At 52.3% G+C, this 13,171-nt stretch carries 14 protein-coding genes and 3 tRNA genes; 10 read left to right on the top strand and 7 right to left on the bottom strand.

What is annotated here, in order from left to right:
- Window positions 1–21: 21 nt before the first annotated feature.
- Window positions 22–810: a siderophore-iron reductase FhuF gene (gene fhuF / locus A7Z06_RS05100; protein WP_000331569.1), complete on the bottom strand. Its 789-nt coding sequence runs from the start codon at window positions 808–810 to the stop codon at window positions 22–24.
- Between the two features lie 140 nt (window positions 811–950).
- Between fhuF and A7Z06_RS05095 the strand changes: the two genes are divergently transcribed.
- On the top strand, window positions 951–1,187 hold the full coding sequence (locus A7Z06_RS05095) for a DUF1435 domain-containing protein (RefSeq protein WP_000941740.1): 237 nt from the start codon (window positions 951–953) through the stop codon (window positions 1,185–1,187).
- 38 nt (window positions 1,188–1,225) lie between these two features.
- Here the strand turns inward: A7Z06_RS05095 and A7Z06_RS05090 are convergent.
- The 4 genes from A7Z06_RS05090 to rsmC all read right to left on the bottom strand — a co-directional run bounded on the left by A7Z06_RS05090 (window position 1,226) and on the right by rsmC (window position 2,879).
- Window positions 1,226–1,312: transfer RNA gene (locus A7Z06_RS05090), tRNA-Leu, on the bottom strand.
- Between the two features lie 33 nt (window positions 1,313–1,345).
- Window positions 1,346–1,432, bottom strand: a tRNA-Leu gene (locus tag A7Z06_RS05085).
- Between the two features lie 28 nt (window positions 1,433–1,460).
- Window positions 1,461–1,547 (bottom strand) — tRNA-Leu (locus A7Z06_RS05080).
- A gap of 300 nt (window positions 1,548–1,847) precedes the next feature.
- Entirely contained in the window at window positions 1,848–2,879 is a 1,032-nt protein-coding gene (rsmC, locus tag A7Z06_RS05075; RefSeq protein WP_001272352.1) for a 16S rRNA (guanine(1207)-N(2))-methyltransferase RsmC, read from the bottom strand.
- Between the two features lie 102 nt (window positions 2,880–2,981).
- On the opposite strand from rsmC, the gene holD reads away from it, so the two are divergent.
- From holD to A7Z06_RS05035, 8 genes are all read left to right on the top strand, one after another.
- Window positions 2,982–3,395 carry a DNA polymerase III subunit psi gene (gene holD, locus A7Z06_RS05070; protein ID WP_000204010.1) on the top strand — a complete coding sequence of 138 codons (414 nt, stop codon included), beginning with the start codon at window positions 2,982–2,984 and terminating at the stop codon, window positions 3,393–3,395.
- A complete protein-coding gene (gene rimI, locus A7Z06_RS05065) occupies window positions 3,364–3,810 on the top strand; it encodes a ribosomal protein S18-alanine N-acetyltransferase (protein ID WP_001092448.1) in 447 nt (148 codons plus the stop codon). Before holD ends, rimI begins: the two co-directional genes overlap by 32 nt.
- A gap of 14 nt (window positions 3,811–3,824) precedes the next feature.
- The gene (yjjG, locus tag A7Z06_RS05060) at window positions 3,825–4,502 is read left to right on the top strand and encodes a pyrimidine 5'-nucleotidase (RefSeq protein ID WP_000870704.1); all 678 of its coding nucleotides are present in this window, start codon (window positions 3,825–3,827) and stop codon (window positions 4,500–4,502) included.
- A gap of 90 nt (window positions 4,503–4,592) precedes the next feature.
- On the top strand, window positions 4,593–6,182 hold the full coding sequence (gene prfC, locus A7Z06_RS05055; protein ID WP_000175955.1) for a peptide chain release factor 3: 1,590 nt from the start codon (window positions 4,593–4,595) through the stop codon (window positions 6,180–6,182).
- Window positions 6,183–6,584: 402 nt separating this feature from the next.
- On the top strand, window positions 6,585–7,190 hold the full coding sequence (osmY, locus tag A7Z06_RS05050) for a molecular chaperone OsmY (RefSeq protein ID WP_032224325.1): 606 nt from the start codon (window positions 6,585–6,587) through the stop codon (window positions 7,188–7,190).
- Between the two features lie 115 nt (window positions 7,191–7,305).
- Window positions 7,306–7,467, top strand: coding sequence for a DUF1328 domain-containing protein (locus A7Z06_RS05045; protein ID WP_000490275.1), 162 nt, complete (start codon window positions 7,306–7,308; stop codon window positions 7,465–7,467).
- A 121-nt stretch (window positions 7,468–7,588) separates the two neighbouring features.
- Entirely contained in the window at window positions 7,589–8,662 is a 1,074-nt protein-coding gene (locus tag A7Z06_RS05040; RefSeq protein ID WP_010345506.1) for a patatin-like phospholipase family protein, read from the top strand.
- On the top strand, window positions 8,659–9,447 hold the full coding sequence (locus tag A7Z06_RS05035; RefSeq protein WP_000563036.1) for a metal-dependent hydrolase: 789 nt from the start codon (window positions 8,659–8,661) through the stop codon (window positions 9,445–9,447). Before A7Z06_RS05040 ends, A7Z06_RS05035 begins: the two co-directional genes overlap by 4 nt.
- Window positions 9,448–9,561: 114 nt before the next feature.
- On the opposite strand, the gene A7Z06_RS05030 is transcribed toward A7Z06_RS05035, so the two are convergent.
- Entirely contained in the window at window positions 9,562–10,425 is an 864-nt protein-coding gene (locus A7Z06_RS05030; protein WP_001088440.1) for a YjjW family glycine radical enzyme activase, read from the bottom strand.
- Window positions 10,397–11,947, bottom strand: a complete 1,551-nt coding sequence (locus tag A7Z06_RS05025; protein ID WP_001143201.1) for a YjjI family glycine radical enzyme — start codon at window positions 11,945–11,947, stop codon at window positions 10,397–10,399. Before A7Z06_RS05025 ends, A7Z06_RS05030 begins: the two co-directional genes overlap by 29 nt.
- Window positions 11,948–12,204: 257 nt before the next feature.
- On the opposite strand from A7Z06_RS05025, the gene deoC reads away from it, so the two are divergent.
- Window positions 12,205–12,984, top strand: a complete 780-nt coding sequence (gene deoC / locus A7Z06_RS05020; RefSeq protein WP_001298497.1) for a deoxyribose-phosphate aldolase — start codon at window positions 12,205–12,207, stop codon at window positions 12,982–12,984.
- Window positions 12,985–13,171: the final 187 nt, after the last annotated feature.

Genomic DNA, 13,171 nt, shown 5'->3' with positions numbered 1-13,171 from the left:
GTTATCGTCCCGGCAAAGTTTTTATTTCAGCGTACAGTCACCACATTGCTGCACATCCGGTAGGCGATAACGCTGGCAGCAGGTACGGCGTACCAGCAGACCATCGCGTAGCACTACTGTACGCCAGAGTGGATTATCTTCACCTGTAGTGAGCGTTTTCTCAAAAAACAGGGCATGACGCAGCGATTCAACCGCTGCCTCGCCGAGCAACTGCTTCATCTCTGTCAGATACCAGTTGATCAAATAACCGGTATTACTCCAGATGAGTTTGCCGTTGATCTCTCCAGTTGCTTCTAATGCCTGCACTACCGGGACAAGCGCCTGGCTGATTAACGTTTCCATTCGTTGTTGTGGAGAATGCGTTGTTGCGTTTTTATCTTCACATACATCGACCCAGAAACAGGCTGCGCGCCCGGTTTCGTGAAACTCAACGTGGAAATGTTCTGGGGAAAGGTCTAACGCTTTTTCCTGCGTCAGCAGCGCCAGCATTAAGGGTGGCACCATCAGGCCGATATACCATTGCGCCCAGAGTGAGATCAGCGGTTTGTTCTCACGGATCATCATCGGTTGATTACGGTAGATATGATCGGAATAGACCGCCAGTAGAGAACGTAGCGCATTCAGTGATGACCATTGCGCCAGTGTCATGGCGTTAAGCGGGGCGGGTTCATCCAGACGGATAAACTCCAGCAAATGTTCACGATGTTCGGCGATCGTCGCCCGTACTGATTCCGCAAGCCCAGCATCCTGCGGCTGGAGATGCGTTCGCCAGATAACATCTTCATAGAGCGGTGCAGAACGATAGGCCATAATCGTGATAGTAATCTAAATGATAATGATTGCTAATCCTAGCGATAGGTTTGCCCGATAGCAAGGGATTTCTCTGGCTTGCAAATGATAAAAATTATCATATGATATTGGTTATCATTATCGCTTTGAGAGATTAAACCATGTTGCAACGTATGCTGGGCAGTGGTTGGGGAGTGTTGCTGCCGGGATTGCTGATTGCAGGGATGACGTATGCGGATTTATCGCCGGATCAGTGGCGGATTGTCATTCTGATGGGATTAGTGTTGACGCCGCTGATGCTATATCACAAACAGTTACGGCATTACGTTTTACTACCATCGTGCCTGGCGCTTATTTCTGGCGTCATGTTAATGATAATAAAGTGGAATCAGGGATGAAAAAGCAGGGAAGAAACAAGAGAGGAAGTAAAGATAATTGGTGCGAGGGGGGGGACTTGAACCCCCACGTCCGTAAGGACACTAACACCTGAAGCTAGCGCGTCTACCAATTCCGCCACCTTCGCACAGTCATCTTACTTTTTTGATATCGCCTCGTTTGGTGCGAGGGGGGGGACTTGAACCCCCACGTCCGTAAGAACACTAACACCTGAAGCTAGCGCGTCTACCAATTCCGCCACCTTCGCCCAGTGCGAGCAATATCAACGTGGTTTTTGGTGCGAGGGGGGGGACTTGAACCCCCACGTCCGTAAGGACACTAACACCTGAAGCTAGCGCGTCTACCAATTCCGCCACCTTCGCATACCATCAATTCTTAAAAAGAATTGCTACCACGGAGGCGCATTCTAGTGGTTTTCAGCTTTTCGTCAATAGTTAATTATCGCCTGATGTGTAATTGCTGGAAAAATGGTCATCAGGAGGCTAACGTGCAGGTTTTGTATGTCGGATAAGGCGTTCACGCCGCATCCGACATGGTATGTGGGTGCAGATGCCAGATGCGACGCTGGCGCGTCTTATCTGGCCTATGAAGGGCTAATGTGCAGTTTTTGTAGGTTGGATAAGGCGTTCACGCCGCATCCAACAAGGCTTGCGGCGAGAGACTTAACCTTTCTTCGCCTGGCGGGTCATAATGGCGCGATACACCTTGAAACGCCCGGTTTGCGCGATAACTTCGTGGAAGCCAAATGTCTCATCCAGCACGTCCGGATAAGGCAGGAAGGCGTTCGCTACAATTCGCAGCTCGCCGCCGCTATTAAGATGACGCACCGCGCCGCGAATCAGCGTTTGCGCGGCATCCAGGCTGGTTTGCATCCCATCGTGGAACGGCGGGTTGGAGATGATCATATCAAAACGACCTTTCACCTCAGAAAAGACGTTGCTGGCAAAGACTTCACCTTCAACACCGTTAGCAGCAAGCGTTGCGCGGCTGGCTTCTACCGCTGGTGCAGAAACATCGCACAGAGTGAGGCGAATCTTCGGTGAATGGCGCGCAAAGGCAACTGAAAGCACGCCCGCACCGCAGCCAACATCCAGCACTTTACCTTTCGTGTGCGGGGTTAACGTCGAGAGCAGCAACTGGCTACCGACATCCAGACCGTCGCGGCTAAACACGCCAGGCAGCGTTTTGACCGTCAGGCCATCGACGCTGTATTCGCCCCAGAATTTATCGGCATCAAATACCGGCTGTTTTTCCAGACGACCAAAATAGAGGCCGCAGCGACGGGCGCTGTCTACCTTATTCAATGGCGCATAATCTGCCAGCATTTGCTCGGCGCTGCGCACGCCGCTACGGTTTTCGCCAACGACGAAAATGTCAGTGCCCACTGGCAGCAGAGAAAGTAAATTCATCAACTGGAACTGAGCTTCCGGTTTGTTCTTCGGCCAGTAGTAAATCAGCGTATCGCAATCTGCGATGTCATCCGCCGTGGCGACCAGACTAAAACGGGCGTTATCACCCATCTGGCGGCTTAACACCTGCCAGTGGTGGAATTGCTGGGTATGAGCACGACTGGTCGCGGTATCTAAACGCGCGGGCAGGTCATCCTGTAAGTCACCGGCAAACAGAATACGGCTTTGTTCGAAATCATCACTGTGGCGCAGCAAGACTTCACTTGCCGGGGTAAATGCAGACATGGAATGCTCCTCAATTGATACTGGCGGCGATTATAGCCATATGTTGGCGCGGTATCGACGAATTTGCTATATTTGCGCCCCTGACAACAGGAGCGATTCGCTATGACATCCCGACGAGACTGGCAGTTACAGCAGCTGGGCATTACCCAGTGGTCGCTGCGTCGCCCTGGCGCGTTGCAGGGGGAGATTGCCATTGCGATCCCGGCACACGTCCGTCTGGTGATGGTGGCAAACGATCTTCCCGCCCTGACCGATCCTCTGGTGAGCGATGTTCTGCGCGCATTAACCGTCAGCCCCGATCAGGTGCTGCAACTGACGCCAGATAGGATCGCGATGCTGCCGCAAGGCAGTCGATGCAACAGTTGGCGGTTGGGTACTGACGAACCGCTGTCACTGGAGGGCGCTCAGGTGACATCACCGGCGCTCACCGAATTACGGGCAAACCCAACGGCACGCGCCGCGTTATGGCAACAAATTTGCACATATGAACACGATTTCTTCCCTCGAAACGACTGATTTACCTGCGGCTTTCCACATTGAACAACGCGCCCACGCCTTTCCGTGGAGTGAAAAAACCTTTGCCAGCAACCAGGGCGAACGCTATCTCAACTTTCAGTTGACACAAGACGGCAAAATGGCTGCGTTTGCGATTACGCAAGTGGTGCTGGATGAAGCTACATTGTTCAATATTGCGGTCGATCCCGACTATCAGCGTCAGGGACTGGGAAGGGCGTTGCTGGAACATCTGATCGACGAGCTGGAAAAACGCGGCGTGGCGACGCTATGGCTGGAAGTCCGCGCCTCTAACGCCGCTGCCATTGCTCTGTACGAAAGTTTAGGCTTTAACGAGGCGACAATTCGCCGCAATTACTACCCCACCACGGACGGTCGCGAAGACGCCATCATCATGGCGTTGCCAATCAGTATGTAAGACAAGGTGGAATAATGAAGTGGGACTGGATTTTCTTTGATGCCGATGAAACGCTGTTTACTTTTGACTCGTTCACCGGCCTGCAGCGGATGTTCCTTGACTACAGCGTCACCTTTACCGCTGAAGATTTTCAGGACTATCAGGCCGTTAACAAACCACTGTGGGTGGATTATCAAAACGGCGCGATCACTTCATTACAGCTCCAGCACGGGCGTTTTGAAAGCTGGGCCGAACGGCTGAACGTCGAGCCGGGTAAACTCAACGCTGCCTTTATTAATGCGATGGCGGAAATCTGCACACCGCTGCCTGGCGCGGTTTCCCTGCTTAACGCCATTCGCGGCAATGCCAAAATCGGCATCATCACCAACGGTTTTAGTGCCTTGCAGCAAGTGCGTCTGGAACGAACGGGTTTGCGTGATTATTTCGATTTGCTGGTGATTTCCGAAGAAGTTGGCGTTGCCAAACCGAATAAGAAAATTTTCGATTATGCGCTGGAACAGGCGGGCAATCCTGACCGTTCACGCGTGCTAATGGTTGGTGACACTGCTGAGTCCGATATTCTCGGTGGCATCAACGCCGGGCTTGCTACCTGCTGGCTGAATGCGCACAATCGCGAGCAACCAGAAGGCATTGCGCCCACCTGGACCGTTTCTTCGTTGCACGAACTGGAGCAACTCCTGTGTAAACACTGATTGCCTCCCCCCCGTTGATGGGTAAAATAGCCGCAATTTTTCGTTTTCAACAAGCGCGGCGCGATGCCGCTTACTCAAGAAGAAAGAATTATGACGTTGTCTCCTTATTTGCAAGAGGTGGCGAAGCGCCGCACCTTTGCCATAATTTCTCACCCGGACGCCGGTAAAACCACCATCACCGAGAAGGTGCTGCTGTTCGGACAGGCCATTCAGACCGCCGGTACAGTAAAAGGCCGTGGTTCCAACCAGCACGCTAAGTCGGACTGGATGGAGATGGAAAAGCAGCGTGGGATCTCCATTACCACGTCTGTGATGCAGTTTCCGTATCACGACTGCCTGGTTAACCTGCTTGACACCCCGGGGCACGAAGACTTCTCGGAAGATACCTATCGTACCCTGACGGCGGTGGACTGCTGCCTGATGGTTATCGACGCTGCAAAAGGTGTTGAAGATCGTACCCGCAAGCTGATGGAAGTTACCCGTCTGCGCGATACGCCGATCCTCACCTTTATGAACAAACTTGACCGTGATATCCGCGACCCGATGGAATTGCTCGATGAAGTTGAGAACGAGCTGAAAATCGGCTGTGCGCCGATCACCTGGCCGATTGGCTGCGGCAAGCTGTTTAAAGGCGTTTACCACCTTTATAAAGATGAAACCTATCTCTACCAGAGCGGTAAAGGCCACACCATTCAGGAAGTGCGTATCGTTAAAGGGCTGAACAACCCGGATCTCGACACTGCGGTCGGTGAAGATCTGGCACAGCAGCTGCGTGACGAACTGGAGCTGGTGAAAGGCGCCTCTAACGAGTTCGACAAAGAATTGTTCCTTGCGGGCGAAATTACTCCGGTATTCTTCGGTACTGCGCTGGGTAACTTCGGCGTCGATCATATGCTGGATGGTCTGGTGGAGTGGGCGCCTGCACCGATGCCGCGTCAGACTGACACCCGTACCGTAGAAGCGAGCGAAGACAAATTTACCGGCTTCGTATTTAAAATTCAGGCCAACATGGACCCGAAACACCGTGACCGTGTGGCGTTTATGCGCGTGGTATCCGGTAAATATGAAAAAGGCATGAAGCTGCGCCAGGTGCGCACCGCGAAAGATGTGGTGATCTCCGACGCGCTAACCTTTATGGCGGGTGACCGTTCGCACGTTGAAGAGGCTTATCCGGGCGATATCCTCGGTCTGCACAACCACGGCACCATTCAGATCGGCGACACCTTTACCCAGGGTGAGATGATGAAGTTCACCGGTATTCCGAACTTCGCACCGGAACTGTTCCGTCGTATCCGCCTGAAAGATCCGCTGAAGCAAAAACAGCTGCTCAAAGGGCTGGTACAGCTTTCTGAAGAGGGCGCAGTGCAAGTGTTCCGTCCGATCTCCAATAACGACCTGATCGTCGGTGCGGTTGGTGTGCTGCAGTTTGATGTGGTGGTATCGCGCCTGAAGAGCGAATACAACGTTGAAGCAGTGTATGAGTCAGTCAACGTTGCCACCGCCCGCTGGGTAGAATGCGCGGACGCAAAGAAATTCGAAGAGTTCAAGCGTAAGAACGAAGGTCAACTGGCGCTCGATGGCGGCGATAACCTCGCTTACATCGCCACCAGCATGGTTAACCTACGCTTAGCGCAAGAGCGTTATCCGGACGTTCAATTCCACCAGACCCGCGAGCATTAATTCTTGCCTCCAGGGCGCGGCAGCCGCTGCGCCCTGTCAATTTCCCTTCCTTATTAGCCGCTTGCGGAATGTTCTTAAAACATTCGCTTTCGCTTATGTTTGCTCGCTTTTTAGCCGATATGGCGGGCGGTTTCAAAATTGTGATCTATATTTAACAAAGCAATGACATTTGTGTCGGCTTTAAATACCGTTATGTGAGTAGGTAACAGTATTTAAAACCGTTAACTGTCATTCGATTGATATTAATAACTGATTAAGAAGTTGTAACGGTCGTTATTCATCACCTATCGCTTTTGTGATGGCGACCATTGACTTCTGTCGAGGGTGAAGTCTCTCCCTATTCAGCAATGCAACCTCGTGTTGCCTGGCTCAAATTACGAGCAAATATACAGGAATAAATCGATGACTATGACAAGACTGAAGATTTCGAAAACTCTGCTGGCTGTAATGCTGACCTCTGCCGTCGCGACCGGTTCTGCCTACGCGGAAAACAACGCGCAGACCACCAATGAAAGCGCAGGGCAAAAAGTCGATAGCTCTATGAATAAAGTCGGTAATTTCATGGATGACAGCGCCATCACAGCGAAAGTGAAGGCGGCTCTGGTGGATCATGAAAATATCAAGAGCACTGATATCTCTGTCAAAACCGATCAAAAAGTCGTGACTTTAAGCGGATTTGTTGAAAGCCAGGCACAGGCCGAAGAGGCAGTGAAAGTGGCGAAAGGCGTTGAAGGCGTGACCTCCGTCAGCGACAAACTGCACGTTCGCGACGCTAAAGAAAGCTCCGTGAAGGGTTACGCCGGTGACACCGCCACCACCAGTGAAATCAAAGCCAAACTGCTGGCGGACGACATTGTTCCTTCACGTAAAGTGAAAGTTGAAACCACCGATGGCGTGGTTCAGCTCTCCGGAACCGTAGATTCTCAGGCACAAAGCGACCGTGCTGAAAGTATCGCCAAAGCGGTAGATGGTGTGAAAAGCGTTAAAAATGATCTGAAAACTAAGTAATTCGTCGTAATTCGTCCTCCCGAACTTTGTCGGGAGGCGCGATGTGCACCACACTAAAAATATCGCATTGAGTGAATATCAAGCGGTGACATTAACTATGGTAAAGGAGAGGCTTATGTTTCGTTGGGGCATCATATTTCTGGTTATCGCGTTAATCGCCGCCGCTCTTGGGTTTGGTGGTCTGGCCGGTACTGCAGCGGGTGCTGCAAAAATTGTCTTTGTCGTCGGGATTATTCTGTTCCTGGTGAGTTTGTTCATGGGCCGAAAACGACCCTAGATTTCAGACGATTAAGAAAATTTTATACAAAGCCAGTCCAGCGGACTGGCTTTTGCGGTTTTAGCGAATAATAAATTGCGTTACTTTGTCATTCTTTCACAACAAAAACAGGAAGGCAGAGGTGGGGCAGCGAATACCTGTAACGCTTGGTAATATTGCGCCGTTGTCGCTAAGGCCGTTCCAGCCTGGACGAATTGCGTTGGTGTGCGAAGGCGGCGGGCAGCGTGGAATCTTTACGGCTGGCGTGCTGGATGAGTTTATGCGCGCGCAGTTTAATCCTTTCGATCTCTATTTTGGCACGTCCGCCGGGGCGCAGAACCTTTCGGCGTATATTTGTAATCAGCCCGGTTACGCGCGTAAAGTTATCATGCGCTATACCACAAAGCGCGAATTTTTCGATCCAGTGCGCTTTGTCCGTGGAGGAAATCTTATCGATCTCGACTGGCTGGTGGAAGCGACTGCACGCCAGATGCCGTTGCAGATGGATACCGCCGCGCGGTTGTTCGATAGCGGCAAATCGTTTTATATGTGTGCCTGTCGTCAGGATGACTACACACCAAATTACTTTTTACCAACCAAACAAAACTGGCTGGATTTGATTCGCGCCTCCAGTGCTATTCCAGGTTTTTATCGCACCGGGGTTTCACTTGATGGGATTAACTATTTTGATGGTGGCGTCAGCGATGCGATTCCGGTTAAAGAAGCGGCAAGACAGGGGGCGAAAACGCTGGTGGTAATCCGCACCGTGCCGTCGCAAATGTACTACACGCCGCAGTGGTTCAAACGCATGGAACGCTGGCTGGGAGACAGTAGCCTACAACCGCTGGTCAATCTGGTGCAGCATCATGAAACCAGCTATCGCGCCATCCAGCAATTTATTGAGAAACCGCCAGGCAAGCTACGCATTTTCGAAATTTATCCGCCGAAGCCGCTGCATAGCATCGCGCTTGGCAGTCGGCTTCCGGCGCTACGTGATGACTATAAACTTGGGCGTTTATGCGGTCGCTATTTCCTGGCCACGGTCGGTAAAATGCTAACCGAAAAAGCACCGTTCACTCGCCATCTGGTGCCTGTGGCGATGCCGGAACCGATCGTCATTCCGCCAGCGCCAGTCGCCAACGATACGCTGGTTACCGAGGTGATAGACGCCCCGCAGGCGAATGACCCGACATTTAACAACGAGGATCTGGCTTGATTTGCCGTTTTATCGACACCCACTGCCATTTTGATTTTCCGCCGTTTAGCGGTGATGAAGAGGCCAGCCTGCAACGCGCGGCACAAGCGGGCGTAGGCAAGATCATTGTACCGGCAACTGAGGCGGCAAATTTTGCCCGCGTGCAGGCGTTAGCGGAAAATTATCAACCGCTGTATGCCGCCTTAGGGTTGCATCCGGGGATGTTGGAAAAACATTGCGATGCGTCGCTGGAGCAGTTACAGCAGGCACTGGAAAGGCGCTCGCCGAAGGTGGTGGCGGTAGGGGAGGTAGGCCTGGATCTCTTTGGCGACGATCCACAATTTGATCGCCAGCAGTGGTTACTCGACGAACAACTTAAGCTGGCGAAACGCTACGATCTGCCGGTGATCCTTCATTCACGGCGCACGCATGACAAACTGGCGATGCATCTTAAACGCCACAATTTGCCGCGTGCTGGCGTGGTTCATGGTTTTTCTGGCAGCCAGCAACAGGCCGAGCGGTTTGTGCAACTGGGCTACAAAATTGGCGTTGGTGGAACTATCACCTATCCGCGCGCCAGTAAAACCCGCGATGTCATCGCAAAATTACCGCTGGCGTCGTTGTTGCTGGAAACCGACGCGCCGGATATGCCGCTAAATGGTTTTCAGGGGCAGCCCAACCGCCCGGAGCAGGCTGCCCGGGTATTTGCCGTACTGTGCGAGTTACGCCCGGAACCCGCAGATGAGATTGCCGACGTGTTGCTTAATAACACGTATGCGGTGTTTAACGTGCCCGATGGCTGGTAAGGCCGTCCGTAAGTGAACAATGGTGCTGCTTGTTCCCCTCACCCTAACCCTCTCCCCAGAGGGGCGAGGGGACTGATTGTGCTTGATGTTGAGTTTTGCGACATCTCTGGCATGTCACAAATACAGCGCCGGAAATATCAATCGACTTACCCCGCGCTCCCGTAACGCACCAGCCAACTGCTCAACGTCTTCCGGTGTGGCGCTCGCCCAGCTTTGCGCTTCGCCATACACGCCGTGGGCATGAAACGCGTTCAAGCGTACCGGAACATCGCCAAGTCCCTTGATAAACGCCGCCAGTTCTTCAATGTGTTGCAAATAATCCACCTGATTGGGGATTACCAGTAAACGCAGTTCTGCCAGCTTGCCGCGCTCTGCAAGCAAACTGATGCTGCGCTTAATCTGTTGATTATCGCGTCCGGTTAACTGTTGATGACATTCGCTCCCCCACGCTTTGAGATCGAGCATTGCGCCGTCGCACACCGGAAGCAATTTTTCCCAGCCGGTTTCGCTCAACATGCCGTTGCTGTCCACCAGACAGGTGAGATGGCGCAATTGTGGATCATTTTTGATAGCAGTAAACAGCGCCACCACAAACGGCAGTTGGGTCGTGGCTTCGCCACCGCTCACCGTTATCCCTTCAATAAACAACACCGCTTTGCGGATATGACTAAGCACCTCGTCCACGCTCATGGTTTGCGCCATCGGCGTGGCATTCTGCGGGCACATCTTCAGGCAGGTATCGCACTGCTCGCAGACTGCAACGTTCCACACCACTTTGCTGTCAACAATCTGCAACGCCTGATGCGGACACTGTGGCACGCATTCCGCGCAATTATTACAGCGTCCCATCGTCCACGGATTGTGACAGTTTTTGCAGCGCAGATTGCAGCCTTGTAAAAACAGAGCCAGACGACTGCCTGGCCCGTCAACGCAGGAGAAGGGGATAATCTTACTGACTAAAGCGCATCTGCTGTTCATGGCTTATCACGCGCGGCTGGCGTTCCAGAATACGAGTGTTACGTGCAGCTTCTTCGCCCAGCCATGTTGTGTTGGTACGTGAACCTTCGGCACGATATTTTTCTAAATCCGACAAACGCACCATATAACCGGTAACGCGAACCAGATCGTTACCGCTGACATTGGCGGTAAATTCACGCATTCCGGCTTTAAAGGCACCGAGGCAAAGCTGTACCAGCGCCTGTGGATTACGCTTGATGGTTTCGTCTAGCGTCAGAATGTCGCTGATCCCAGAGTAATAATATGCATGATGCGGGGCGACGGTTTGCAGATGGGTGATTGGATCTGGCTCATCGCCATACGGCAATCGCGCCCCCGGCGTGGTGCCGATATCGGAACTGATCCCCGACTGTGCGTGTAACATGGCGCGTTTTTGCCAGCCATATTTCACGGGAGTATTGGCGACAAACTCCGCCAGTTGCACGCTGATGCGATAACCGACTTCATTTGCGGCGGCTTCTTTACCGTAGCGCGCGGCAATCCCTTCTTTCTCGCACAGCAAGTTAACCGCTTCCGCCAGCCCGTACATGCCAAACATCGGCACAAAACGTTCAGGATCAATCAACCCTTCTTTGACCAGGAAGCTATTCTCAAAGAAGTGTGATTGTTGATAGAGAAATTCACATCGCGCATCGATGATGGCGATCTGCTGCTGGCAGTAGTGCGGTAGAGTGCGCGTAAAGAAGTCATCCAGCGATTCACTGCGCTCTGCAATGGCTTTCAGGTTAAGGCGTACTAGCGTGCTGCCACCACCAGCCAGCGGCAGTGAGTTGTAACAGCTCACGATCCCGTAGCCCCCTTTTGTGAAAATTTTATCATGCACCGGACCGTTGGCGATGTGCGGTTTGCTACATTCACAAATGTTTTTTGCCACTTCCAGCAGCAGATCATCAGGGGTGATTTCAGGATCGTAGATAAAGGTCAGATTTGGAGAAACCTGCTTCAGCTCAGCATCTGCGCGTAAAATTGCACGGGCGATGGGGGAATCGGACGGGCCGATATTGGCATGCATAAAAGCGTCTGGCAGGGTTCTGTCGAGATAACGCCAGAAACGTTTTATTCGAATATCGATTTCGTCTTGTGTTAGAATTTTAACATACGGTTGCAACAACGCATCCAGTTGCCCCAGGTAGACCGGCATTGATGTGACTGACGGGACATGGTGATAAAGAATGGTCAGCAGGGAGAGCGCATCATCAAGATCTTTCGCGCCTTCCAGCTCCAGCCATTCAGAACCGTTCGCCAGAAAACGGGCGTAATCGGGTAAGACATAGCGCGGTTTGTACGGCGCATGACCTTCAAACATATCGCAGATTACGCCTTCATCCAGCGCGCGGCGGGCTTCGGCAGGAAGCTGTGGGTAAGGCAGATTGTTTTCTGCTTCCAGCGCCAGAAAATGGCGCTTCTGCTCCGGGCTAAGTACCGGACTGGTGACAATTTGCTGGCAACGTTGTTGCAGTGCCATTTCATGAGAAGTGGGCATCTTCTTTTCCTTTTATGCCGAAGGTGATGCGCCATTGTAAGAGGTTTCGTGATGTTCACTTTGATCCTGATGCGTTTGCCACCACTGGCGCATTCATTTGAAAGTGAATTATTTGATCCAGATCGCATTACCATAATGCAAATTTGTAAGTAGATTTTCTTAATTGTGATGTATATCGAAGTGTGTTGCGGAGTCGATGTTAGAATACTAACAAACTCGCAAGGTGAATTTTATTGGCGACAAGCCAGGAGAATGAAATGACTGATCTGAAAGCAAGCAGCCTGCGTGCACTGAAATTGATGGACCTGACCACTCTGAATGACGACGACACTGACGAGAAAGTGATCGCCCTGTGTCATCAGGCTAAAACTCCGGTCGGCAATACCGCCGCTATCTGTATCTATCCTCGCTTTATCCCGATTGCTCGCAAGACTCTGAAAGAGCAGGGCACCCCGGAAATCCGTATTGCTACGGTAACTAACTTCCCACACGGTAACGATGACATTGACATCGCACTGGCAGAAACCCGTGCGGCAATCGCCTACGGTGCCGATGAAGTTGACGTGGTGTTCCCGTACCGTGCGCTGATGGCGGGTAACGAGCAGGTTGGTTTTGACCTGGTGAAAGCCTGTAAAGAGGCTTGTGCAGCGGCGAATGTGCTGCTGAAAGTGATCATCGAAACCGGTGAACTGAAAGACGAAGCCCTGATCCGCAAAGCATCTGAAATCTCCATCAAAGCGGGCGCTGACTTTATCAAAACCTCTACCGGTAAAGTCGCGGTGAATGCGACGCCTGAAAGCGCGCGCATCATGATGGAAGTCATCCGCGACATGGGCGTAGAAAAAACCGTTGGTTTCAAACCGGCGGGTGGCGTGCGTACTGCGGAAGATGCTCAGAAATATCTCGCGATTGCAGATGAACTGTTCGGTGCTGACTGGGCAGATGCACGCCACTATCGCTTTGGCGCTTCCAGCCTGCTGGCAAGCCTGCTGAAAGCTCTGGGCCACGGCGACGGTAAGAGCGCCAGCAGCTACTAAGCTGCCTTTTGCCAGAGGGCGGATGCCGGATGCTACGGGTCGGGTGCCCCTGTAGGCCTGATAAGACGCGTCAGCGTTGCATCAGGCTGTCAGCAGTGATGCCGGATGCGGCGCGAACGCCTTATCCGGCCTACGGGGCGAGTGCCGTGTAGGCATGATAAGAAGCGGTCAGCATCAGGCAATAACA

It is taken from the genome of Escherichia sp. MOD1-EC6819 (assembly GCF_002965765.1).
GTDB classification, from domain to species: Bacteria; Pseudomonadota; Gammaproteobacteria; order Enterobacterales; family Enterobacteriaceae; genus Escherichia; species Escherichia ruysiae.
This window is presented reverse-complemented; position numbering and strand designations above follow the sequence as displayed.

Coding starts and splice junctions, on each gene's coding strand:
- A7Z06_RS05045 (WP_000490275.1), top strand. CDS start 7,306: ATGTTTCGTTGGGGCATCATATTTCTGGTTATCGCGTTAATCGCCGCC.
- fhuF (WP_000331569.1), bottom strand. CDS start 810: ATGGCCTATCGTTCTGCACCGCTCTATGAAGATGTTATCTGGCGAACG.
- A7Z06_RS05095 (WP_000941740.1), top strand. CDS start 951: ATGTTGCAACGTATGCTGGGCAGTGGTTGGGGAGTGTTGCTGCCGGGA.
- yjjG (WP_000870704.1), top strand. CDS start 3,825: ATGAAGTGGGACTGGATTTTCTTTGATGCCGATGAAACGCTGTTTACT.
- rimI (WP_001092448.1), top strand. CDS start 3,364: ATGAACACGATTTCTTCCCTCGAAACGACTGATTTACCTGCGGCTTTC.
- A7Z06_RS05030 (WP_001088440.1), bottom strand. CDS start 10,425: ATGAACAGCAGATGCGCTTTAGTCAGTAAGATTATCCCCTTCTCCTGC.
- A7Z06_RS05025 (WP_001143201.1), bottom strand. CDS start 11,947: ATGCCCACTTCTCATGAAATGGCACTGCAACAACGTTGCCAGCAAATT.
- rsmC (WP_001272352.1), bottom strand. CDS start 2,879: ATGTCTGCATTTACCCCGGCAAGTGAAGTCTTGCTGCGCCACAGTGAT.
- prfC (WP_000175955.1), top strand. CDS start 4,593: ATGACGTTGTCTCCTTATTTGCAAGAGGTGGCGAAGCGCCGCACCTTT.
- holD (WP_000204010.1), top strand. CDS start 2,982: ATGACATCCCGACGAGACTGGCAGTTACAGCAGCTGGGCATTACCCAG.
- osmY (WP_032224325.1), top strand. CDS start 6,585: ATGACTATGACAAGACTGAAGATTTCGAAAACTCTGCTGGCTGTAATG.
- deoC (WP_001298497.1), top strand. CDS start 12,205: ATGACTGATCTGAAAGCAAGCAGCCTGCGTGCACTGAAATTGATGGAC.